25 protein-coding genes are annotated in these 23470 nt (G+C 35.6%); 15 read left to right on the top strand and 10 right to left on the bottom strand.

Annotated features, from left to right (window positions below; all coding sequences use genetic code 11):
- The first annotated feature begins 5 nt into the window (after positions 1 to 5).
- The 7 genes from A6I66_RS00990 (at position 6) to A6I66_RS00960 (ending at position 6698) form a co-directional block, all read left to right on the top strand.
- Positions 6 to 752 (top strand): geranylgeranylglyceryl/heptaprenylglyceryl phosphate synthase, encoded by a 747-nt coding sequence (locus A6I66_RS00990; RefSeq protein ID WP_067144861.1) that lies wholly within the window; start codon positions 6 to 8, stop codon positions 750 to 752.
- An 80-nt stretch (positions 753 to 832) separates the two neighbouring features.
- On the top strand, positions 833 to 1093 hold the full coding sequence (locus A6I66_RS00985; protein ID WP_067144860.1) for a thiamine-binding protein: 261 nt from the start codon (positions 833 to 835) through the stop codon (positions 1091 to 1093).
- The gene (gene pnuC / locus A6I66_RS00980; protein WP_067144859.1) at positions 1077 to 1709 is read left to right on the top strand and encodes a nicotinamide riboside transporter PnuC; all 633 of its coding nucleotides are present in this window, start codon (positions 1077 to 1079) and stop codon (positions 1707 to 1709) included. Before A6I66_RS00985 ends, pnuC begins: the two co-directional genes overlap by 17 nt.
- Positions 1670 to 2245 carry an AAA family ATPase gene (locus tag A6I66_RS00975; RefSeq protein ID WP_067144858.1) on the top strand — a complete coding sequence of 192 codons (576 nt, stop codon included), beginning with the start codon at positions 1670 to 1672 and terminating at the stop codon, positions 2243 to 2245. The genes pnuC and A6I66_RS00975 overlap by 40 nt, the downstream gene beginning before the upstream one ends.
- On the top strand, positions 2238 to 3788 hold the full coding sequence (locus tag A6I66_RS00970) for a DUF4301 family protein (protein WP_067144857.1): 1551 nt from the start codon (positions 2238 to 2240) through the stop codon (positions 3786 to 3788). The genes A6I66_RS00975 and A6I66_RS00970 overlap by 8 nt, the downstream gene beginning before the upstream one ends.
- Entirely contained in the window at positions 3788 to 4195 is a 408-nt protein-coding gene (gene arfB / locus A6I66_RS00965) for an alternative ribosome rescue aminoacyl-tRNA hydrolase ArfB (protein WP_067144856.1), read from the top strand. The genes A6I66_RS00970 and arfB overlap by 1 nt, the downstream gene beginning before the upstream one ends.
- A gap of 316 nt (positions 4196 to 4511) precedes the next feature.
- Positions 4512 to 6698, top strand: a complete 2187-nt coding sequence (locus A6I66_RS00960; RefSeq protein ID WP_067144855.1) for a TonB-dependent receptor — start codon at positions 4512 to 4514, stop codon at positions 6696 to 6698.
- A gap of 460 nt (positions 6699 to 7158) precedes the next feature.
- On the opposite strand, the gene A6I66_RS00955 is transcribed toward A6I66_RS00960, so the two are convergent.
- A complete protein-coding gene (locus A6I66_RS00955) occupies positions 7159 to 7587 on the bottom strand; it encodes a Rieske (2Fe-2S) protein (RefSeq protein ID WP_067144854.1) in 429 nt (142 codons plus the stop codon).
- A 244-nt stretch (positions 7588 to 7831) separates the two neighbouring features.
- On the opposite strand from A6I66_RS00955, the gene greA reads away from it, so the two are divergent.
- Both greA and A6I66_RS00945 read left to right on the top strand, forming a co-directional pair.
- Entirely contained in the window at positions 7832 to 8305 is a 474-nt protein-coding gene (greA, locus tag A6I66_RS00950; protein WP_067145578.1) for a transcription elongation factor GreA, read from the top strand.
- A gap of 171 nt (positions 8306 to 8476) precedes the next feature.
- Positions 8477 to 8866, top strand: a complete 390-nt coding sequence (locus tag A6I66_RS00945; protein ID WP_067144853.1) for an HIT family protein — start codon at positions 8477 to 8479, stop codon at positions 8864 to 8866.
- Here the strand turns inward: A6I66_RS00945 and A6I66_RS00940 are convergent.
- Both A6I66_RS00940 and A6I66_RS00935 read right to left on the bottom strand, forming a co-directional pair.
- Positions 8861 to 9202, bottom strand: coding sequence for a hypothetical protein (locus tag A6I66_RS00940; RefSeq protein ID WP_067144852.1), 342 nt, complete (start codon positions 9200 to 9202; stop codon positions 8861 to 8863). The two genes, A6I66_RS00945 and A6I66_RS00940, sit on opposite strands and share 6 nt — an antisense overlap.
- Before the next feature lie 2 nt (positions 9203 to 9204).
- Positions 9205 to 10356: a sensor histidine kinase gene (locus A6I66_RS00935; RefSeq protein ID WP_067145576.1), complete on the bottom strand. Its 1152-nt coding sequence runs from the start codon at positions 10354 to 10356 to the stop codon at positions 9205 to 9207.
- Between the two features lie 392 nt (positions 10357 to 10748).
- On the opposite strand from A6I66_RS00935, the gene A6I66_RS00930 reads away from it, so the two are divergent.
- The 3 genes from A6I66_RS00930 to A6I66_RS00920 all read left to right on the top strand — a co-directional run bounded on the left by A6I66_RS00930 (position 10749) and on the right by A6I66_RS00920 (position 12893).
- Positions 10749 to 11126 carry a DUF3127 domain-containing protein gene (locus A6I66_RS00930; protein ID WP_067144851.1) on the top strand — a complete coding sequence of 126 codons (378 nt, stop codon included), beginning with the start codon at positions 10749 to 10751 and terminating at the stop codon, positions 11124 to 11126.
- Between the two features lie 98 nt (positions 11127 to 11224).
- A complete protein-coding gene (gene aat / locus A6I66_RS00925) occupies positions 11225 to 11854 on the top strand; it encodes a leucyl/phenylalanyl-tRNA--protein transferase (protein ID WP_067144850.1) in 630 nt (209 codons plus the stop codon).
- 49 nt (positions 11855 to 11903) lie between these two features.
- Complete coding sequence (locus A6I66_RS00920) at positions 11904 to 12893, top strand: 2-hydroxyacid dehydrogenase (protein WP_067144849.1); 990 nt, start codon at positions 11904 to 11906, stop codon at positions 12891 to 12893.
- Here the strand turns inward: A6I66_RS00920 and A6I66_RS00915 are convergent.
- On the bottom strand, positions 12890 to 13456 hold the full coding sequence (locus A6I66_RS00915) for a DNA-3-methyladenine glycosylase I (protein WP_067144848.1): 567 nt from the start codon (positions 13454 to 13456) through the stop codon (positions 12890 to 12892). The two genes, A6I66_RS00920 and A6I66_RS00915, sit on opposite strands and share 4 nt — an antisense overlap.
- Before the next feature lie 113 nt (positions 13457 to 13569).
- Here A6I66_RS00915 and A6I66_RS00910 point away from each other — a divergent pair, with 113 nt between their 5' ends.
- Complete coding sequence (locus A6I66_RS00910; protein ID WP_067144847.1) at positions 13570 to 14193, top strand: thioredoxin family protein; 624 nt, start codon at positions 13570 to 13572, stop codon at positions 14191 to 14193.
- Here A6I66_RS00910 and A6I66_RS00905 read toward each other — a convergent pair.
- Genes A6I66_RS00905 through A6I66_RS00895 form a run of 3 tightly spaced genes read right to left on the bottom strand, consistent with a single transcriptional unit; the run spans position 14171 to position 16430 of the window.
- Complete coding sequence (locus tag A6I66_RS00905; protein WP_067144846.1) at positions 14171 to 14887, bottom strand: hypothetical protein; 717 nt, start codon at positions 14885 to 14887, stop codon at positions 14171 to 14173. The genes A6I66_RS00910 and A6I66_RS00905 overlap by 23 nt on opposite strands.
- Before the next feature lie 53 nt (positions 14888 to 14940).
- A complete protein-coding gene (truB, locus tag A6I66_RS00900) occupies positions 14941 to 15633 on the bottom strand; it encodes a tRNA pseudouridine(55) synthase TruB (protein ID WP_067144845.1) in 693 nt (230 codons plus the stop codon).
- Positions 15633 to 16430, bottom strand: a complete 798-nt coding sequence (locus A6I66_RS00895) for an undecaprenyl-diphosphate phosphatase (protein ID WP_067144844.1) — start codon at positions 16428 to 16430, stop codon at positions 15633 to 15635. The genes truB and A6I66_RS00895 overlap by 1 nt, the downstream gene beginning before the upstream one ends.
- A gap of 333 nt (positions 16431 to 16763) precedes the next feature.
- On the opposite strand from A6I66_RS00895, the gene A6I66_RS00890 reads away from it, so the two are divergent.
- Positions 16764 to 17888, top strand: a complete 1125-nt coding sequence (locus A6I66_RS00890; RefSeq protein WP_067144843.1) for a glycerate kinase — start codon at positions 16764 to 16766, stop codon at positions 17886 to 17888.
- Position 17889: 1 nt separating this feature from the next.
- Here the strand turns inward: A6I66_RS00890 and A6I66_RS00885 are convergent, their stop codons facing one another.
- The 3 genes from A6I66_RS00885 to A6I66_RS00875 all read right to left on the bottom strand — a co-directional run bounded on the left by A6I66_RS00885 (position 17890) and on the right by A6I66_RS00875 (position 20472).
- Positions 17890 to 18144, bottom strand: a complete 255-nt coding sequence (locus A6I66_RS00885; RefSeq protein ID WP_067144842.1) for a DUF3098 domain-containing protein — start codon at positions 18142 to 18144, stop codon at positions 17890 to 17892.
- 90 nt (positions 18145 to 18234) lie between these two features.
- Positions 18235 to 19113, bottom strand: a complete 879-nt coding sequence (locus A6I66_RS00880; protein ID WP_067144841.1) for a cell division protein FtsX — start codon at positions 19111 to 19113, stop codon at positions 18235 to 18237.
- Positions 19114 to 19554: 441 nt separating this feature from the next.
- Positions 19555 to 20472 (bottom strand): DMT family transporter, encoded by a 918-nt coding sequence (locus A6I66_RS00875; RefSeq protein ID WP_084399369.1) that lies wholly within the window; start codon positions 20470 to 20472, stop codon positions 19555 to 19557.
- A gap of 149 nt (positions 20473 to 20621) precedes the next feature.
- On the opposite strand from A6I66_RS00875, the gene leuS reads away from it, so the two are divergent.
- Positions 20622 to 23459 (top strand): leucine--tRNA ligase, encoded by a 2838-nt coding sequence (gene leuS / locus A6I66_RS00870; RefSeq protein ID WP_067144840.1) that lies wholly within the window; start codon positions 20622 to 20624, stop codon positions 23457 to 23459.
- The last annotated feature ends 11 nt before the right edge of the window (positions 23460 to 23470 follow it).

Below are 23470 nucleotides of genomic sequence, written 5' to 3'. Positions count from 1 at the left end.
TTGTGGTGAATAACATATACCAAAACATATTAAAATCGGTTTTAGAGAAAAAAAAGCTATTAGCGGTTTTAATAGACCCTGATAAATTTCCTGTTGAAAATTCTGCTTCTTTTCTACAAAAAGTAAACGACTCTCAAGCCACGCATATTTTTGTTGGCGGTAGTACGGTTGACGATTTTGTGACCGAAATATTGGTTGTTGAAATTAAGAAGCACACGCCGTTACCTGTGGTTTTATTTCCAGGTGATGTGACACAAATCACCAATAAAGCCGATGCTATTTTGTTTTTATCGCTTATTTCTGGGAGAAATCCAGAGTATTTGATTGGAAAACACGTTAAAGCGGTTTCAAAATTACAAAAGAGTACCTTGGAGGTCATACCCACAGGCTATTTATTAATTGAAAGTGGAAAAGTAACTGCGGTTGAACGTGTTACTGGTGAAAAGCCTTTGAGCAGATCGAACATTCAAGAGGTTGCTGATACGGCTTACGCCGGACAATTGCTAGGCATGAAACTCATTTACTTGGAGGCGGGTAGTGGTGCCAAATCAGCTTTAACGGGGTCTATGATTTCTGAAGTCAAAAAAACTATAAATATTCCGCTCATTGTTGGTGGCGGTATTAGAAGTAAACAACAGCTGGATGACGCCTACAACGCAGGAGCCGATTTGGTGGTAATTGGTACTGCATTTGAAGAGAATACTGCATTTTTTGAAGAATTAAAAAGAGAGAAACATTATGAAATCCTATAATGGGCATTTGGTAAATAAAGGGCATTACCACCGAAATGATTAAATAACGGAACCAGAGGTTCTTGATAAAATTTAAATAGATGAAAATATCCGTTGAATTAACCTTAACACCGCTTCAGGACAATTACGAGCCTGCCATTATCCATTTTATTAAAAAATTGCGTGATTCTGGTTTAACCGTTCTAGAAAATCCGTTAAGCACACAGGTTTATGGCGATTATGATAAAGTGATGGCCTTGCTAACTTCTGAAATTAAAGAAGCTTTCGAATTGATTGAGCGTGGTTTACTTTACATGAAAATCGTAAAATCTGATAGACACGACTATGAACCACATTTTTGATTGGTTTTTTTCGCAATATCAAGGGATTCCAACACACCTTGTGGTTTTGGAGTTTATTGGTGTCTTTTTTGGTTTTTTGAGTGTTTGGTATTCTAAACAAGAAAACATTTTAGTATACCCAACCGGTATTATTAGTACCGCAATTTTCGTGTATATTTTGTTTGTTTATAGTCTTTTAGGAGACATGCTTATAAACGCCTATTATTTTATAATGAGCATTTATGGCTGGTATTATTGGACTCGAAAAGACGCCAATAATCACGAGGTTCCTGTTACGGTTACTACAAAGAAAGAGCAGGTTTGGAGTCTAATCATTTTTTTGTTAACGATTATGTTTATCGTTATTTTTTACAAGTTGAACGATAAATTTAATGGATGGATCCCTTATGTCGATACCTTTACTACCGCCGTATTTTTTGTAGGTATGTGGTTAATGGCCAAAAAGAAACTTGAAAATTGGGTGTATTGGATTATTGGCGACATCATTTCGGTGCCCTTATACTATTATAAAGGATTAATGTTTACATCCTTTCAATATTTAATTTTCACAATAATTGCCATTTATGGCTATAAAGCATGGAAGAAAAGTTTAAACAACAGCCTTCAAATGTTATAAAAGTGGTGTTGTTTGGGCCAGAATCCACAGGAAAAACCACGCTATCCAGACAACTTGCGCGATATTACAATTCGGTTTGGGTGCCGGAGTATGCCCGTGAGTATCTTCAAAACAAATGGAATAACGAGCGCAAAACCTGTGAGCCGGAAGATTTACTACACATTGCCGAAGGTCAAATGCGCCTAGAAAACCAACTGGCTCAAAAAACAAATACGGTTTTAATTTGCGACACCGATTTATTGGAAACTAAAGTATATTCTGAAGTTTACTATTTAGGATCTTGCGATCCCATTCTTGAAAAATATGCTTTGGAAAATACTTACGATTTGTATTTTTTGACCTATATTGATACGCCTTGGGAAGCAGATGATTTAAGGGATAAACCAGACCAACGTGAAGCCATGTTTGAAGCTTTTCAAAATGAACTAATTAAATATAATAAACCCTATGTTTTACTAAAAGGGAGTAAAAAACAACGCCTTGAAACCGCCGTAAAACATATTGATAAACTAATAAAAGAAAATCCTCATGTTTGAAGATAGAGATATACAACAAATCTATAGCAAAGGCATTACGCTAAACCAAATTAAAGCTCAAGTCGCTCGATTAGAAGAAGGTATGACCTATTCTGTTTTAATTGGAGCCGCTACCATAGGAAAAGGAATAGAACGCTATGACGCTTCTGAGACTGAAAAATTAATCCAGTTATACGAAGCGAAGAAGGAAAACTTCAGCATTTTAAAATTTGTACCAGCTTCGGGTGCAGCTACAAGAATGTTTAAATTTTTATTTCAATTTTTACAAAAGTACAATCCTTCCAAAGAAACTATTGAGTCTTACATTGGTAAGGAGGCAAATAGCCAAGTGGAAACCTTTATTTCTAATTTGAAACAGTTTCCTTTTTATGATGAAGTACTTACCAAAGCGCATGAAACAAATCCGAATTTTGATAATTTATCTCGCGGTGAGCGTTGCTTGTATTTCGTAAAAATGATGCTAGATGAAGATGCTTTAAACTACAGTTTTTTTCCAAAAGGTTTATTGCCATTTCATCAATATAATGGAAAAATTGTTACCGCTTTTCAAGAACATTTGTTTGAAGCGACCTTGTATGCCTCTTCAGAAAACCAAGCAAATTTACATTTTACGGTTTCAGAAAAACATCAAGTATATTTCGATAAGACCCTTAAAGCGATTAAATCGGATTTAGAAGCCGATACAGGTGTAACTTTCAATATTTCATTTTCTTTTCAGAAGGAGGCTACCGAAACCGTTGCCTTAACCGCTAAAGATGAGGTTTATAAAAATGAAGATGGTTCTATTTTATTCAGACCAGCAGGACACGGTGCTTTATTGGAAAATCTTAATGATTTGGATCACGATATTATCTTCATTAAAAACATTGATAATATTGTCGTTGCTGAAAAAAATATTGAAGTATCTAATTATAAAAAACTATTGGCGGGTGTTTTATTAGAAGCCCAAGAAAAGGTGTTTGCTTATTTGCAAAAATTAACAGAAGGTACTGCTGAAGAAGCCGATTTTAACTTAATGGTTTTGTTTTTACGTTACCGATTAAATGTACCCGTGAGTGTCGATTTCGAGACCTATACTTTCGATGAAAAAACGGCATATTTAATTGATAAGTTTAACCGACCTATTCGCGTTTGCGGCATGGTTAAAAATCAAGGTGAACCTGGTGGCGGACCATTTTGGGTGAAAGATAAAAATGACGAAGTTTCGCTTCAAATTGTAGAATTCGCGCAAATCGATTTTAGTAAAACTGTACAGCAGGGAATCGTTTATAAAGCCACACACTTTAATCCAACCGATTTGGTTTGTGGTGTAAAAGATTATAAGGGGAATAAATTCAACCTTAAAGATTTTGTTGATCCTGAAGCTGCTTTTATCACTTCTAAAACGCATAATGGCGTCGACATAAAAGCTTTGGAATTACCAGGACTATGGAACGGAAGTATGGCCTATTGGAATTCTATTTTTGTTGAAGTGCCGTTAGAAACGTTTAATCCAGTAAAAACGGTAAATGACTTGTTGAAGCCTGAACATCAAGCATCCTAATGTTTGATAAAGAAAACATCATAAAAGAATTAAATTTTAAGGCCATTCGCAGTTCGGGTAGTGGCGGGCAACATGTTAATAAAGTGGCTTCAAAAATTGAATTGAGTTTCGATTTGAATGCTTCATTAGTGCTGTCGGACCTTCATAAAGAACGCCTGTTTAAAAAACTAGAAAACCGACTAACAAAAGATGGTCTTTTAATTCTATTCTGTGATGAAAGTAGGAGCCAGCATAAAAATAAAACCCTGGCTATTTCTCGATTTTTAGACTTGCTAGAACAAGCCTTAAAAGTAAGAAAACGCCGTATTCCTACTAAAATTCCAAAATCAGTCATAAAAAAACGTCTTAAAAGTAAAAAGCAACTGTCTGATAAAAAGGTAAATAGGCGAAAACCCGACTGGGATTAAAAAACTTTGTTTAAAGTGAGCTATTTACAAATTGCTTAGTAATTTTGCAGTGTTCTCATAAAGGGGTGCCCATGCCAGTGAACGATTATGAGTTTTTATTGAATAGGTTTGTTGTAAGGCATTAATTATTCATGATTAACTTTTAATTTTTAACTCCAAAAGGGCTGAGATCATACCCATTGAACCTGGAACAGGTCATGCTGTTTAGGGATTTGAATTAAATAAGATATTAAAACGTCCCATTTAATTCTATAAACAAACCAATAATTTAAAGAATAATAGCCTCTTTTTATTCGATCATCATAATAAGATTAATATGAAATCGAATCAGAAAAAATTAATAAAACCGCTTTTTATTCTTGCTGTTTTATTGTTGTCATTTAGCAGTTATGCTCAAGAAAATGATAAGCCGGTAGACTCTACGGTAACCGAAAATCTTGACGAAGTTTTAGTAAAAGCAGTACGTGTAAGCGCCGATGCGCCAATCACGCACTCCAATATGACTAAAGAACAACTGGAAAAACGTAATCTCGGACAAGATATTCCAACCCTTTTAAACTATTTGCCATCGGTGGTAACAACCAGTGATGCCGGAGCAGGTATTGGGTATTCTGGCATCCGTGTGCGTGGTACCGATGCCACTCGTGTTAACGTAACCATTAATGGGATTCCGTATAACGATCCAGAAAGTCAAGGAACCTTTTGGGTGAATTTAGGCGATTTTGCCTCTTCAACCGAGAGCTTACAGTTGCAACGTGGTGTAGGAACCTCTACTAATGGTTCGGGAGCTTTTGGTGCGAGTTTAAACTTGTTAACCGATAAAGTGTCGGATATCGCTTCCGCGGAAATTGCCAATAGCTTCGGAAGTTTCAACACCAGTAAACACACCGTAAAGATGACCACCGGGCTTATCAATGATCATTTTGAAGTATCCGGAAGGTTCTCTAAAATTTATTCCGATGGTTATGTGGATCGTGCATATACCGATTTAAAATCTTATTTCCTTCAAGGGGTATATAAAGATGACAATACCTTAATTAAAGTCTTAACTTTCGGGAATCAAGAGAAAACCTATCAGGCTTGGTATGGCTTAACGGCTGATGAGTTGGAAGAAGATCGTCGTCAAAATCCGTATACCTACGACAACGAAATTGATGCCTATTGGCAAGACCATTACCAATTGCATTGGAATCAACGTTTTGATAATAACTGGTCTACAAACCTAGGATTAAACTACACTAAAGGAAAAGGGTATTTCGAGCAGTATGAGGGTGAAACTACCGATATCGATTTATATAATGGAATTGTCGTAGCGACCGATATTAATGACGATGGCGAGCCAATAACCGATGTAATTCGTAGACGTTGGTTGGATAACGATTTTTATGTGGTAAATGCGAATGTTACTTACAAAAATAATACGTTAGAGCTCATTTCAGGATTATCATATAATACTTACTCTGGCGATCATTTTGGGGAAGTTATTTGGGCTAGAGAATTTGCTCCCGATGCCGAGATTAGGGATCATTACTATGATGGCGATGCTACTAAAAATGATTTTAGTGTATTCTCTAAAGCTACTTTCAAATTTGCACAAAAATTTACAGGTTTTGTGGATTTACAAGGACGATTTGTGCACTATACCACCGATGGGATTAACTCCGACGGCGTGCCCTTTGTAACCGATGCAAACTTCAGTTTTTTTAATCCTAAGGTTGGCTTAACTTATAAACACTGTGATTTTAATAGTTTCTATTCCTCTTTTGCTGTGGCTAACCGCGAACCTAATAGAGACGATTTTAAAGCTGGTGTTACCGAAAACGAAACCCTTTACGATTTGGAGTTAGGTTGGCGTTATAATAGAAATAAGCTTCAGGTGAATACTAATATGTATTATATGTATTATAGAAATCAGTTGGTGTTAACCGGCGAACTGGACGATGTAGGAAGCCCTATTCGTGCTACCAGTGGGAAAAGTTATCGCTTAGGTCTGGAAGTTGATGCTAATATTATGTTTAACCAATGGTTTAGCATGAATACCAACGTGACTTTAAGTCAAAATAAAAACAGAGATTTTACCACGTCTATTGATGGAGAATTGGTAGACTTAGGTGAAACCAATATTTCATTCTCTCCGAATGTTGTGATTGGTAATGCGTTTAACTTTTCGCCTATAGATCATTTACAGCTTTCGCTTTTAAGTAAGTATGTTGGCGAACAGTACATGGGGAATACCGATAATGAAGATTCTAAATTGCCAGATTATTTTGTAAGTGACCTTAGTGTAACTTATGAAATTATTCCAAAGAAAATTTTTAGATCTATTGTGATTTCGGGATTAGCTAATAATATTTTTAACCGTGAATACGTGTCTAACGGTTATTTTGGTTCTTACGATTACACCGATCCTACAAGTCCTACCGGAATTACTACCGATTATTTTGAAGGCTATTATCCGCAGGCGACTGCAAACTTTTTAGTAGGAGTGAATTTGAAGTTTTAGAGATTGACAAGTTGATCTTGTTGAAACTCGTGTTGAAGACCAAGAAGGTTTAATGCTCTAAAAGCAATGGCACGTTATCATTTTTATTAAACCTTTGATAAAAATTATATTTTAATTGAGCTTCAACAAGTTCAATGGTTGTTAGGTTGTTTTTTATGGCCTATCGAAAATTTATCGTGAAATTTGAAGTGAAGACACCTTAAAATTTCAGGCTGTTTGAGCTAAACGAATTTTAAATTATACAATAATCATCCTTGCGAGTTCCTGAAATTTAGGTGTCGAACAAAAAATTTAGATAAAGGTTCGTAAGCCTAGATTTTTTTGGTTCGTTTTTTCATCAATGGAAAAAATGAACAGTAGTACTTTTTACATAGGACGGCAATGATTTAAAAATCGTTTATCAGACCTTTCAGGTTTTTAAAACCTGAAAGGTCTTTTTTAGCTATTTATAATAAATAAGTTAATTCGAAATATAAAGAATATTGCCACTACGGTTCGCAGGGTAGAATTTTAAGGCACAAGTTAAGGCATCGTTGTTGTCTGCTTCTCCAGTTATAAAATTATAGCGGTTATCATCACCACAGCCACATGTGCCAAAAAGACCATCTGGAATAATTGCCGAGCATTCGCTTGGTGCATGGTTTGGGTCGCTAGCATCCCAAGCCAAAATATTGGCGCCGGTATTGGCTAAAATAATCCCTCTGTTTCCCACATTAGGAATGTATATGGAATTACCTGGGCTATTCAGTGTTGAGTATTGTGGTAGGGTTAAATCGACACTGTAATTCACATTAATGTCTAGTAAGTAATTACAATTGTTATCGTTGTTATTATCGCTGCTACAAGCTAATAATACAGTAAAAAAAAGTATAAAATAAAGTGATTTCATAGTCGTAAAATAAATGGCAATGTAACAATAAAAAGCAAATCAACTGGCGTTTATTTCTGCTTTCCTAGGGTTACATGTAAGAGATAACGAATGTACTTTTAAAATATTAAAAAATAAATGATTTAAATATTTTGTATATTTGTTGGACAATCTCGTGAAAACGGGATTTTTTTGTTTGCTGAATCCTTTGACGCCGTTTTGTTGGAGTATTTCAGCATCTTTTATAATGTTAAATAATGAAGTTATGAGTAAAGCATCGTACTATACACCAGAGGGATTAAAAAAATTAAGAGATGAATTAAGGCAACTTAAGGATGTTGAGCGTGTAAAAGCATCAAAAGCGATAGCTGAAGCAAGAGATAAAGGAGATTTAAGTGAAAATGCCGAATATGATGCTGCTAAGGAAGCACAAGGCATGTTAGAAATGCGAATTTCCAAGTTAGAGGATGCTTTAGCAGGAGCACGTGTTATTGATGAATCGCAAATGGATACATCCAAAGTTTTAGTGCTTTCTAAAGTGAAAATTAAGAACCAAACAAATGGTATGGAAATGAACTATACCTTAGTTGCCGATGGTGAAGCTAATTTAGCCTCAGGAAAAATTTCTGTAAATTCACCTATAGGAAAAGGCTTATTAGGAAAATCGGTTGGAGATGTTGCCGAAATTCAAGTGCCTAATGGGGTAATGAAATTCGATATTATTGAAATTTCAAGATAGATTTTTGAAGAGTTAAATTCTACGTCATATTGAGCCTGTCGAAATATCTTGATCACGCATCGTTAATAAGGTCTTCGACAGGCTCAGCCTGACAAACACTCCATTAGGTTAGCTAATCTAATGGATTTTCTTTTTATATTTACATGAACGCTTAAATTAAACCACCATATTATGGCTTCAATTTTCACTAAAATAGTAAATGGCGAAATCCCTTGTTATAAGGTTGCCGAAACCGATGACTTTTTAGCTTTCTTGGATGTTAATCCGAATGCCAAAGGGCATACGTTGTGTATTCCTAAAAAGGAAGTTGATAAATTATTTGATTTAGATGAAGCCACTTATAACGGTTTAATGGCCTTTTCTAGAACGGTTGCTTTGGCCTTAGAAAAAGCAGTGCCTTGTAAGCGTATAGGTGTTAGTGTGATTGGTTTAGAAGTTCCTCATGTTCATGTGCACCTTATTCCTTTACAAACTATGGATGATGCGCGTTTTATAAAAAAAGTAAGTATGTCTACAGAGGAGTTTCAAGCATTGGCTGATGCCATTCATGCTCAATTATAAAACGAATACAGAAACACCAATCCCAATTATAGAGAGCCCGCCAGCAATTAAAGCCCAAGTCATTTGCTTTATTTTTCTGAAGGGAGTTTTTGGAACAAATACTTTTTTCTGATAATCTACAACACGATCAATATCATCAGTCCATTGTTCTGGATAAATCGCGGTTTCGCAAGTTTTGCAGTTTAATTCATGGTGAATTTCAGAAGTAATCGCTTTATAAAAGGCGGTTTCTACCACTTTCTGCTTAAAAAGTAAATGCAATCCCTTTGTGTTGTAACATTCGGGACAATTGTTATTTAGGGGCACTTCTTTAATGTCGATTAGTTTTTCTGGCATGGTTATAAGGTGTTTTTTAAACTGATTTGGAAAGTGGTTCCTTTTCCAATTTCAGATTGTAATACTTTAATTTTTCCGTCATGGAAATCTTCAATAATACGCTTTATTAATGATAATCCTAGGCCCCAACCACGTTTTTTCGTGGTGTAACCAGGTTCGAAAATTTTTGAAAAATGCTTTTTTGCAAGTCCTTTTCCAGTATCGGTAACACAGATTTTTACCTGATTTTCAAGCTGAGTAATCTCAATAAGAAGCTTACCGCGACCTTTCATGGCATCAATTCCATTTTTTACTAAATTTTCAATAACCCAACTGTATAGTTGTTTGTTTAAATTTATAAAAATTTTTTCTTTTGGCACACGAATTTCAAATTCTATAAGATCGGATGATCTGGCTTTTAAGTAGTCATACGATTTTATGGTTTCCTCTACGATATCCGATCGTTCTAGGGTGGGTAGGGAGCCTATTTTACTAAAACGCTCGGTAATGGTTTTTAAGCGTTCGATGTCCTTTTCCATCTCCATGATATAATCGGGATCCACATTTTCTGTTTTTAAAATTTCGGTCCATCCAATTAACGAAGAAAGCGGTGTGCCTATTTGATGTGCTGTTTCCTTTGCCATACCCGACCATAATTTATTTTGGGTGGCATTTTTATTACTGCGATAAAAGAAGAAAATAACAGCTCCGAAAAGAAAAACAATAAGCAACAAGGCTAAGGGATAGTACTTGAGTTTGTTAATTAAAGGGGAGTTTCCGTAGTAAATGGTGCTGTTTAATTCGTTTTCAAAAACTACCTCAATGGGTGTGTTTTCACTTTTAAAAGTCGCAATTAATTGGTTGACATATTTTTGGTCTGAAAAACGTTCGTCGTCAATATTGAGGTAACTGCCAATACTGCCGTCCTTGTTAATTTCTAATACCGGAGTTGTGGTATTGCTGTTAAGGACTTTAAGGGTGAGATCCAGATTGGTATTGTCGTCCGAATTAATTAAATCGGTTTGAGCAAAGGACCAAATCTCCATTTTTATGCGCTCTTCCTCTTTAAAATGCTGAAAGAACTCATAGGTTTTCCATAAAATGAGAGAGACAATAGCGAAAGATGCGATAATAATCGCCCAACGAAATGTATTGCTATACTTTGCAAAAATCATTAATTCTAAAATTTGATCGGTAATATAATGTAAATCTGCTAATATTATTGCGTAAACAATTGGCAAAATGATTTTCTGTGCGATACGCCGCTATGAATGGGTTATCCCTTGATATGTGAAAAATGATAAAATAGGATTTTGTTATTGTTGAAAACTAGATTCATTTTTCATGTTTTTTTTAATTAGTTTTGTGCAGATATATTGGGGTAAATATTCTACGTAAATCTAAAAAGGCATTTCGCCAATAAATTACAGGATTTTTTCGTTTGTGTCTATAAGTTAGTATCTTACTGGATATTAATTTTATAGCATTACATATTACCACAATAAATGAAGACCGGTGGTCTTAAGTTCTTAGTTAAAGAAATAAAATCAAATATAAATACGAGTAAATGGAAGTTCAAGGAAGAATTAAAATGGTTGGAGAGACACAATCATTCGGAAGTAACGGGTTTAGAAAAAGAGAAATTGTAGTCACTACAGACGAGCAATACCCACAGCATATTATGGTGGAGTTTGTTCAAGATAAAACCGATTTATTAAATAATTACCAAGTTGGACAACAAGTAAAAATTAGTATTAACCTACGTGGTAGAGAGTGGGTAAACCCTCAAGGTGAAACCAAATACTTTAACTCTATTCAAGGATGGAGAATCGAGGCGCTTCAGGCTGAAGCCGGAGGAGCAAACATGCCTCCTGTACCACCAGCAGATGCTTTTGAGCCTGCAGGTGATTTAAAAGAAGATGATTCAGACGATTTACCTTTCTAAAATGTAAACGCATTCATTTCCGCGAAAGCGTAAATATCATATATTATAAAACCTCAATGTTTAATCATGTTGAGGTTTTGTTTTTTTAGAAATTTAATATGTACTACCTCTCTAAAGACTTGTGGTTTCCAGACGTTAGTGAAGCTTTTGTCCACGGTTTACTAGCTGTTGGTGGCGATTTATCGGTTGAGCGTTTGCTGTTGGCTTATCGCAGCGGTATTTTTCCTTGGTTTAGTCAGGATGAACCTATTTTATGGTGGTCGCCAAATCCGCGCTTTGTTTTGTTTCCAGAACGTTTAAAAGTTTCCAAAAGCATGCGACAAGTGCTAAGGAATGGCGGTTTTAAGGTTACTGAAAATAAGGCATTCGTTGAGGTGATGCAATCCTGCTCCAAAATAAAACGTGAAGGTCAAGAGGATACTTGGATTACTCAAAGTATGATTTCTGCTTATACCAAGCTTCATGAATTGGGTTATACTAAATCGGTTGAGGTTTGGAAAGATGATGAATTGGTGGGCGGGCTTTATGGCATCGATCTAGGAAACGGCGTTTTTTGTGGCGAAAGCATGTTTTCTAAAGTGAGTAATGCCAGTAAAGTAGGATTCATTTCATTGATTCAAAATCATCATTATAAATTGATTGATTGCCAGGTTTATACGTCTCACTTGGCAAGTTTAGGGGCCGAAAATATGAATCGAGCCACTTTCTTAAAATATCTGGAAGGCTAGGTTTTTAATAATTTGTTATCTTCATTAAAAATTTGAAAAAGCTTGCTATATGAAAATCGCCTTATTTAGTTCAAAACCATACGATCAGGAATATTTTGAGAAATATAATGCCGATTACAATTTTGATTTTACCTTCTTCGAAACATCTCTTGATAGTCATACAGCCAATTTAACCAAAGGTTTTGATGCGATTTGCTCTTTCGTGAACGATAAATTAAATGCTAAAACCATGGCTGTTTTAGCCGAAAATAACATCAAATTAATTGCCTTGCGTTGTGCAGGATTTAATAATGTAGATTTAGATGCTGCAAAAAAGTATGATATTAAGGTGGTTCGTGTACCAGCCTATTCTCCAGAAGCTATAGCTGAACATGCTTTGGCTTTAATTTTAACTCTAAATCGTAAAACTCATAAGGCCTATAACAGAGTTCGTGAGGGTAACTTTTCTCTTAATAAACTCATTGGTTTCAACTTAAGTAATAAAACCATTGGAGTTATTGGTACAGGGAAAATTGGTGCTACTTTTTGTAAGGTTTTAAGCGGATTTGGCTGCGAGATTTTAGCCTATGATGTGTATCCTTCAGATAAGTTAATTGAACAAGGAGTTAAATATGTGTCCTTAGAAGAATTGTTCAAACAATCGGATGTGATTTCATTACATTGTCCGTTGCTGGAATCTACGAAGCATATCATCAATAAAGATTCTTTAAAACTGATGAAAGATGGCGTGATGATTATTAATACAAGCCGAGGGGCTTTAATTGACACAGCTGATGCTATCGATGCCTTATCTCAGAATAAAATAGGGTATTTGGGGATCGATGTTTATGAGCAAGAAGAAAATTTATTTTATGAAGACTTGTCGGAGAGCATCATTCATGACGACTTATTGTTGCGTCTAAATAGCTTTCCAAATGTTTTAATAACGTCTCATCAAGCTTTTTTCACAAAAGAAGCCATGTTTGAAATTGCAACCACAACCTTAGAAAATATTAAAGCCTTCAAAAACGGTGAAACATTAAAAAATGAAGTGGTTTAAACTTCTTTGTATCTAAAACAATGTACCATATGGTCGTTAACCATACCTGTAGCTTGCATGTGAGCATAGATCACGGTTGATCCCACGAACTTAAAGCCACGTTTTTTTAAGTCCTTGCTTATAGTGTCACTCAGCGGGGTGTTAGCTGGGACGTCTTCCATGGTTTTAAAATTGTTTATTATGGGTTTTCCATTTACAAATCCCCATATATAGTTGTTAAAACTTCCAAATTCCTCTTGTATTTTCATAAAAGCCTGGGCATTGGTTATGGTCGCTTTTATTTTTAATCGATTCCTGATGATACCGGCGTCTAAAAGCAGAGCGTCCATTTTATCTTGTGAATAGTTGACTATTTTTTTATAATCAAATCCATCAAAAGCTTTTCGGAAATTTTCGCGCTTTCGTAAAATGGTAATCCAACTCAGTCCTGCTTGAAAAGTTTCTAAAATTAAGAATTCAAAAAGTAAATGGTCGTCATGAACAGGAACGCCCCATTCTTCATCATGATAGGCTTCGTAAAGCGTATCGCCTTCACACCATGAGCATCTTTTTTTTGGGTTCATATGATTGATTGTGTTGATTTTAAATTTGAATTATGACAAATGTCATCAAAAATATCTTGTTAAGATACTAATTTTGCCGTGTTAAGTTATTTTCCATTTTAAATATAAGGCCTATGAAATCCATTATTAAAGAAAGTTTAGAGCGTAGCATGTCCTATGAAGCGTACCGTGCTTTAGTAAAACAATTAGTTGATGAGCATTCGAACACTGGCGTTAATAAATCGGAAGAATTAGCCGATTACACGAAATTGAATGACAGACGAATGAAGCGTTGGGATAAAACCGTAAGGATTACCCAAGAAGCGAAAGATTGTATGGCTGAATTTCAGCAAAAGGTCACCTGGTTGGTCATTACCGAAAGTTGGTGTGGCGATGCGGCACACGTATTACCTGTCTTGAATAAATTGGCTTCATTAAGCGAGAATATTGATTTTAAAGTGGTTATTCGAGATGAAAATTTGCAACTTATGGATTTGTTTTTAACCAAAGGCAGTGCTTCCATTCCGAAATTAATTGTAATTGATAACCTAACAGGAGAGGTTCTTGATACCTATGGGCCAAGACCTAGTGAAGCTGCAAATTATGTGAAACGCTTTATCGCTAAAAATGGAAAACTAACACCTGCTTTTAAGGCCGATTTACAGCATTGGTATAATGATAATAAAGGGCAAAATGTTATCGAAGATGTTATTCAAATGCTTACAAAGTTACAAACTACCGTTTGCCAACAAACATAAAAGTAATTGTTCCTAATTGGCTTTTTTGATTAGGGTCCTTGCTAAATCGCGATTGATTGGCGTACTCTAAAGCGCGTTCTATTAAACATTCGTTGTCAGAAGTTGATGAGGTGTTTACATACGAATCAACCACATCGCCATTGGCATTAACGGTGACATTAACTATAATTTTTCCGTCTACCTCACATAGATAAATCGGAATTGGTATGTAAATTTTTGTACGGTTAGGTAACGAAAAACTAATGCTACTACGCGAATTGTTTTGCGAACGTTGTTTTTTAAGCAATTCATTAACCTTACTAAATTTAGCCAGTTCTTCTTGGTTTAAAGAAGCGTCTGTGTCTGGTTTTAAATCTGTTTTTTCACTTGTCTCCGATGCATCTCCTTGGTCTTCAGATTTGGGTTGATAGTCTTCAGGTGGCGCAATAGGCTTAAAGGCTTGTGCAAAATGCTTTACTTTTTCAGTTTCATTAAAAGCGTTATTAGTTTCTGCTTTAGCTTGATTCTGATTTTCTAAGGCTTCGATTGCTTTTAATTCTTCAAGAGTGGGCTCTTTTTCGGGTTCTATTTCGTAGTAACTCTCTGAGGCGAACTCCTTTTTTTTATTCAGACTTAAATTAAAAACCATAAGAATGACCGTTCCAGAAATTAGAAGGGTGATAAGTAGGGCTCTATGTTGATTTGTAAGATTCAAATCTTTGATTATTATGAGTTTGCGTTTATTTAATATACGTAAAATTAAATTAATCAGTTTTTTAGCGATTCGATAAAGGCTTCAATGCTCGTAGCGTTTTCAACCTTAAAATCACCTATTTTAGTACGCCTGAGGGAAGAAAGGTGCGCACCCGAGTTTAGGGCTTTTCCAAAATCGTTGGCTAAGGAACGAATATAAGTGCCTTTGCTACAAACAACTCTGAAAGATATATAATTTCCATCAATATTTGTGATTTCAAATTCAGAAATTGAAACGGTACGGGGTTTTATCTCCACATCTTCTCCAGCTCTGGCGAATTCATACAAGCGTTTTCCGTCTTTTTTTAAAGCTGAAAATACTGGTGGGTATTGTTGAATGTCCCCTATAAATTGTTGGGTGGTTTCTTTAATTAAGTCTTCTGTAATGTGTGCCGTAGGATAGGTTTTATCAATGTCGGTTTCTAGATCGAATGATGGGGTCGTACTCCCTAAAACAATAGTACCCGTGTATTCTTTAATTTGCCCTTGAAAGGTGTCAATTTGCTTGGTCATTTTTCCTGTACAAAGCACTAATAAACCTGTAGCAAGCGGATCTAAAGTTCCGGCATGACCTACTTTTATCTTTTTTATTTTGAAGGCTTGTCTTATTTCCCAACGTAGCTTATTAACCACTTGAAAGGAAGTCCAATTTAAAGGTTTGTCGATAAGCAAAACTTGTCCAGATTGATAATCTTCAAGGGTTTTCATTAGGCATTTAACATTGAAAATAATACGGCAATTAGGCCTACAATGGCACAGTAAATGGCGAAATATATAAGTTTACTTTTCTTAACTAAGGCAATCATCCATGTGCAGGCAAAAAGTCCAGCAATAAAAGCAGCAACAAACCCTATGGAAAGGGAAGTGAAATTACTGCTGTCATAAGCTAAATCACCACTAAGTACATCTTTAGCAATTTTACCAAAAATTAAGGGAACGACCATTAAAAATGAAAAACGAGCGGCTTTTGTCTTGTCATTTCCTAATAACACAGAGGTGGAAATGGTGGCTCCCGAACGAGAAATACCTGGAAGCATCGCAATGGCTTGTGAAACACCTATGATAAAAGCATCTTTAAAAGACACTTTTTTATTGGTGTTTTTGGCTTTATCGGCAAAGTATAGCAATATGGCCGTAATAATGAGCATAAATCCAACCAACATGATGTTACCGCCAAAAAGTTGCTCTAATTGTTCTTCAAAAAATAAGCCTACAATAACGGCAGGAATCATAGAAATGACAATTTTGGTTACAAATTGCAAATCTTCGTTCCATTGAAATTTAAGAGCACCTTTAATAAGGTCTAAAATGTCCTTTCTAAAAACTACTAAAGTACTTAAAGCCGTAGCGAAATGTAATACGACCGTAAAAAGTAAACTGGTTTCGGCTTCTAGGTCTTCGCCTAAAATAGCTTTTCCTATTTCTAAATGACCACTTGAAGAAACGGGTAAAAATTCAGTAAGTCCCTGAATGATACCTAAAATAATTGCATCTATAATTTCCATGGCGCTAAAATATTAAAATACTCCTATATTCAACAGATGTTCCTAAATAATAAAAGGTTATTTTAGAATCTATGCAGTAGGTTGTGTTCACACCTCCCTTAGTCCTTCCTTTTTAGGAGGGAAACTCAAGCGCAATAGTTTTCCATCTAGTAACAGGGGGTTAAGGGGTGTGTTTTTGGGGTTTTTGATTTTAGCTCATATTTTATTTTTGGTCGTACGGGTTTACACCTCCTTTAGTTCATCCTTTTTAGAAGAGAAACTAAAGCGTAACAGTTTCCCCTCTAGTAAGAGGGGATTAAGGGGTGTGTGGTTAATATTGTTTATTTTTAAGTAATGAAAATAATACTAGCACCTGACAAGTTTAAAAATTCGGTTTCAGGATTTGAATTCTGTAAGGCCGTTGAGGCTGGGCTGAAAGAAATCCGTCCAGATTTAAAAGTCGTCACATTACCGCTTGCCGATGGTGGCGATGGCACCATTGATATTATTAATTTTTATTTGAAAGGGGAATTTGTTTCTGTTCAGGTTCATAATCCGTTTTTTGATTGGATTTCTGCTTCTTATTTATTTGCTGAAAAATCTAAAACAGCTTTTATTGAAATGGCTGAAGCTTCAGGAATAAAGCTACTGAAACATGAACAACTAGACTGTAAAAATACCACGACTTTAGGAACTGGCGAATTGATTGTTGATGCTTTAAATCGAGGCGCTGAACAAATTATTTTAGGAATAGGAGGAAGTGCGACAAACGATTGTGGCATTGGTATGGCAACGGCTTTAGGTTACCGGTTTTTAGATGAAAACGATAAAGAAGTAAAACCTATTGGCGCCAACTTATCTAAAATAAAAAGGATTGATACTTCCAATATTCATGCTAAATTAAAGTCGGTTAAGTTTCAAATAGCCTGCGATGTTGAAAATTCATTACATGGGAAAAACGGAGCCGTTCAGGTTTACGCCAAACAAAAAGGCGCAAACAAAAAAGATAGGGTATTGCTAGAACAGGGGTTGCAAGATTTTTCAGAAGTTCTCGATAATCATTTTAATATGGATGTGCAATCTGTAAAAGGGGGTGGTGCAGCAGGAGGTATGGGTATCGCATCCAAAGTGTTTTTAAATGGTGTTTTGGAGCCTGGAATTACTTTGGTGAAGGATTTAGCAGATTTTGATCATCAAATTCAAGATGCCGAGTGGCTAATTACGGGTGAAGGGAAGTTGGATGTTCAAACCTTGTCTGGAAAGACGATTCGTGGCGTGCTTGATTCCGCGAAAGCGAAAAAAATAAAAGTCGCCGCATTATGTGGAGCCATCGATTTAGATGAAAATAAATTAAAAGACTTCGGGATAGATTACGCAGATGACGTTTTAAACTACTCAAAAAATTTAAACGATGCCATGGAAAATGGTAAAGCGTATCTTGTTGAAATGGCTCGAGTATTTGCTAAAAAACGCCTGTGATTTACTCTTTATCCGGATTTAAAAGAATGGCATAAATTTGAATTCCAAAACCGATAAGCACTAAAGTTGGTGCTAAACGAATACGTCTCCAGCTAAAAATTTCTGGATTAAAAACGTTGGGATCGTCGCTGCCACCGCCAGCCATTAAAATAAACCCAAGAGCGATAACGGCTAAACCAATAAACATGAATTTATAGTTTTTCTTTCCAAATACAAAAACTGGTTTTGTTGCTTCTTTTCGTTTTTTTTCTCCCATAATTGTAATTCTGCCGAATATTTAGTGCAAAGTAAAAGATTTATTTAAAATTAACGTGTTAATCTCTTTCTAATATTTTGCTTATCAGATTTAATAATATAATTGATCGGTTCTTAAATTTAAGAAGCGTTGTGTTGCAAAATAGGTACTAATCCAAGTGATTATAATGCCTAATCCGAAAATAAAAGCAAATAGCATAGCTACAAAAATAGGTTGCCCTAAGAGGTTGAGTTCTATAAAGGTTTTGTCTAAATAGTAAAGTACTACGGCCATGCCTATAAGCGCTAAAATAGCACCAATAATACCAAGTTTTACACTTTGCCAAACAAATGGTCGTCTAATAAATTGTTTGGTTGCACCAACCATTTGCATGGTTTTAATAGTAAAACGCTTGGAGTAAACCGCTAATCGGATGGAACTGTTTATCAATAAAACCGCAATTAAAGTGAAAATACTACTGATAATGAGTACCCAAAAACTAATTTTTTTAACGTTGTCGTTCATCAAATTAACCAAGTCATTATCGTAGGTTACCTCTTCTACGAAGTCTTTATTTAAAGCTTCCGCTGAAATTTTTTCAAGATGTTCAGAGGTTACATAATCGGCTTTAAGGTAAACGTCTATAGAGTTTTGTAATGGGTTATAGCCTACAAAATCCATAAAATCTTCGCCGTTTTCGGCCTTCATAAACTCGGCAGCTTCTTCTTTTGAAACGTATTTAGTTGTTTTAACATATTCGGCCATGGCCAAACTTTTCTCTAGTTGTTTGGTTTCAACATCTTTGGCAGTGTCCTTTAAATATATGGTAACTACCACTTGTTCTTTAAAGTGATCGGACACTTTTTTGGCATTAAGAATTAGCAAACCTAATAGTCCTAATAAAAATAAAACCAGAGCAATACTCAAAACTACAGAAAAGTATGAGGAGATAAGTCTGCGTTTTTGGTGCCTTTCAAAAGATGAACTCATAGAAGAATTTGGATTAATGATGTAAAAATACTAAAGTATTATTAATCTGTATTTATATAAACCAAAACAAATTAATAATGTTGTGAAACTTGTACCTACCTAAGCGGTTTTTGTAAAATTTTATTAGAATCAATATTCAATAGAACCTCTTTTAAATAATAGGTGATGGATTGTTTTTTATAACATGGCTTATATGGCCTATCGAAAATTTATCGTGAAATTTGAAGTGAAAACACCTTAAAATTTCAGGCTGTTTGAGCTAAACGAATTTTAAATTAAACACCAATTGTTCTAGCGAGTTCCTGAAATTTAGGTGTCGAACGAAAAATTTAGATAAAGGTTCGTAAGCCTAGATTTTTTTGGTTCGTTTTTTCATCAATGGAAAAAATGAACGGCAACACTTTGTGTTTAGGACTGGTGTGTTGTAAAACCATTAAACAATTATGCTGAAGACTTTGTTTTTTTACTAATTAAATACACACCAATAATTACAAAAAGACAGGAAATTACCTTTACAATATTTATATCTTCACTGTAGGTGTTGTTATCTAAAAAGTACGACAACATCAAGACGATAGCAAAACTAACCGCAGGTTGTATGTAGGTGTAACTTCCTGCTACCGACGGCGACACTTGGCGTAATGCATAGATGTTAAATAGAAAGGTTAAAAAGGTGGTGAACACGATAACATAGCCAATAACCAGGAAGGTGTTTGTGTTAAAAAGACTGTAATCTGTATTAGAAACAGCATCGTTTAAACCAATTGGAAGCATAAACAGGAGTCCGAATAGAAACACCCAACTAATGATGGTTATAAAATGATATTTCTTCATCAAGGGTTTTACAATCACTTGGTAAAGCGAGAAACTTACAACGTTTAGAAAAACAAAGAGGTTTCCTAAAAAACTACTAGTGCCTTCGGCAATTTGGCCATACCATACTAAACCAATAGCACCAATGGCACCAATACTTAAGCCTATGAGTTTATTGGTGGTTGTTTTTTCCTTTAAGAAAATCATGCTCAAAATAAATACAACGGTAGGTGAAGAGGTCATGATTATGGACGTATCGATAGGCGATGTTCTACTCAGTCCTTCAAAGAAAAACAGTTGGTTACATGATGCGCCAAAAAGTCCGCAAAGTATGAGTCTGAAAAAGTCTTTCTTTTCAACCTTTTCTTTAATAAATAATTTAATACACCAAAACAGGATGCCTGCTCCTAAAACACGAAATAGCACAAAGGGTCTCGGATCTAACTTTTCGGGCATGATTCCTTTTGCAATAAAATGATTGGCGGCATAAATAACATGGGCACCAAATAATGCAAGATGGGCTTTTATAATGTTTGCTTTTATCAAAGAAATATGTGGTATTAGGTAGTAATTGTATAGCGAGTCAAAAGTAATTCTATTAATTTAAATGATTAAGGAAAGTCATTTTTTATTCATTAAGACCTCCTGTTTCTAATTAAAACGTAAATTTGCAACTTCTTAAAATAAGGATGATAATGACGTATAATTTCAACGAAATCGATGCCAAGTGGCAAAAATATTGGGCCGAAAACCAAACGTTTAAAGCCGAAAACAACAGCGAAAAACCAAAATATTATGTTTTGGATATGTTTCCTTACCCTAGTGGTGCTGGATTGCATGTTGGGCACCCGTTAGGTTATATCGCTTCCGATATTTATGCGCGTTACAAACGTCATCAAGGATTTAACGTGTTACATCCGCAAGGTTACGATAGTTTTGGTTTACCTGCCGAGCAATATGCGATTCAAACAGGACAGCATCCAGCAATAACCACAGCCGAAAACATAAAAACGTATAGAAGGCAATTAGATCAAATAGGGTTTTCTTTCGATTGGTCGCGTGAAGTGAGAACTTCCGATCCGAGTTACTATAAATGGACCCAATGGATTTTTATCCAATTGTTTGAATCGTGGTATTGTAAGCGTGAAAATAAAGCTTTTGCTATTTCCGATTTGATAAAAGTGTTTGCTGGAGAAGGTAACAAAAATGTTGAAGCTGTTTGTGCTGATAATGCGGAAGTTTTTACTGCTGAAGAGTGGAATTCATATTCTAAGAAAGAGCAAGAAGAAATTTTATTACAATATAGATTAACTTACTTAGCTGAAACTGAAGTTAACTGGTGCCCAGCATTAGGAACTGTTTTAGCTAATGACGAAATTGTAAATGGCGTTTCAGAGCGTGGTGGACATACTGTGGTGCGTAAAAAAATGACCCAATGGAGTATGCGAATTTCCGCTTATGCCGAGCGTTTACTACAAGGTTTAGAAACGATTGATTGGACCGATTCTTTAAAGGAGAGTCAGCGTAACTGGATTGGAAAATCGGTTGGTGCTTCGGTTACTTTTAACGTGCTACCAATAACCAATAACCAAAAACCAGCAACCATATCTGTATTCACAACACGTCCTGATACCATTTTTGGAGTAAGTTTTATGACTTTAGCGCCAGAGCATGAATTGGTATCGCAAATAACCACACCTGAACAAAAGGAAGAAGTGGAAGCCTATATTTTAGCGACTGCTAAACGTAGTGAGCGTGATAGAATGGCTGATGTAAAAACCATTTCTGGTGCTTTTACTGGCGCTTACGCGGAACACCCTTTTACAAAAGAGCCGATTCCAGTTTGGATTGGTGATTACGTTTTAGCTGGCTACGGTACAGGAGCTGTTATGTCAGTGCCTTGTGGTGACCAACGTGATTACGATTTTGCGAAGCATTTTAATATTCCGATTCCGAATATTTTTGAAGGTGTCGATATTTCTGAAGAAGCTTTTTCAGATAAAGATAAAACAGTGATTGCTAATAGTGATTTCCTTAACGGGATGAACTATAAGAAAGCAACCAAACGCGCCATTTACGAATTGGAACAATTTGGTGTAGGTGAAGGAAAAACCAATTACCGTTTGCGTGATGCGGTATTTTCGCGTCAGCGCTACTGGGGTGAGCCATTTCCAGTGTATTATGTAGATGGAATGCCACAAATGATTGCTGCCGAACATTTACCGATTAGATTACCTGAAGTAGAAAAATATTTACCAACCGAAACGGGCGAGCCACCTTTAGGAAACGCTACCGTTTGGGCTTGGGATACTAATAAAAATGAAGTCGTTTCTAACGATTTGGTTGATAATGAAACCGTGTATCCTTTAGAACTGAACACTATGCCAGGTTGGGCAGGAAGCTCTTGGTATTTTAACCGCTACATGGACCCAACGAACACCGATGAATTTGCTAGTCAAGAAGCATTGAATTATTGGAAAGATGTTGATTTGTATATTGGTGGAAGTGAGCATGCAACCGGACACTTATTGTATTCGCGTTTCTGGCAAAAATTCCTGTTCGATAGAGGTTTTGTGCCTGTTGATGAGTTTGCTAAAAAACTGATCAACCAAGGGATGATTTTAGGAACAAGTGCTTTTGTATATAGAGAAGTAGGAACGAACATCTATTATTCAGCGGGATTAGCAAAAGACAAAAATGTGCAACCTATTCACGTGAAAGTAAAATATATAAATGCTTCCGATGAATTGGATATTGAAGGTTTAAAAAATGATAGTGAGTTTGGTGAAGATTATAAAGATGCCGAATTCATACTAGAAAATGGAGTTTACAAAGTGGGTCGCGATGTGGAAAAAATGTCGAAATCGAAATACAACGTCGTAAACCCAGATGATATTGTTGCCGAATATGGTGCCGATAGTTTAAGACTTTACGAAATGTTCCTTGGACCATTAGAGCAATACAAGCCTTGGAATACCGCCGGAATTACTGGTGTGCATAACTTCCTTAAAAAACTATGGAAATTATATGCCGATGATAACGGTTTAAAAGTAAACGACGCACCTGCAACTAAAGATGCTTTAAAAACATTACACAAAACGATTAAGAAAGTTCAAGAAGATATTGAGAACTTTTCGTTTAATACGTCGGTATCAACCTTTATGATTGCGGTAAATGAATTGAGTACTCAAAAATGTACTAGCAAAGACATTTTAGAACCTTTATTGGTTTTAATTTCGCCGTATGCACCACATATTGCTGAAGAATTATGGAGTCAGTTAGGTTATGAAACGTCTATTTCGACAGCTGCTTTCCCAGAATTTGATGCGAGTCATTTGGTTGAAAGTGCTAAAAATTATCCGATTTCATTTAATGGTAAAATGCGATTTACCTTAGAGTTGCCTTTAGATATGAGTAAAGAGGATATCGAAAAAACAGTGATGGCTCACGAAAAAACACAGGAACAATTACAAGGTAGAACGCCTAAAAAAGTGATTGTGGTACCTGGAAAGATTGTGAATATTGTAGGGTAGGTTGAAGTTAG

Source organism: Pseudotamlana agarivorans, assembly GCF_001642835.1.
Classification (GTDB): Bacteria; Bacteroidota; Bacteroidia; order Flavobacteriales; family Flavobacteriaceae; genus Pseudotamlana; species Pseudotamlana agarivorans.
The sequence above is the reverse complement of the archived record's forward strand: the minus strand, read 5'-3'. Positions and strand labels throughout refer to the sequence as shown.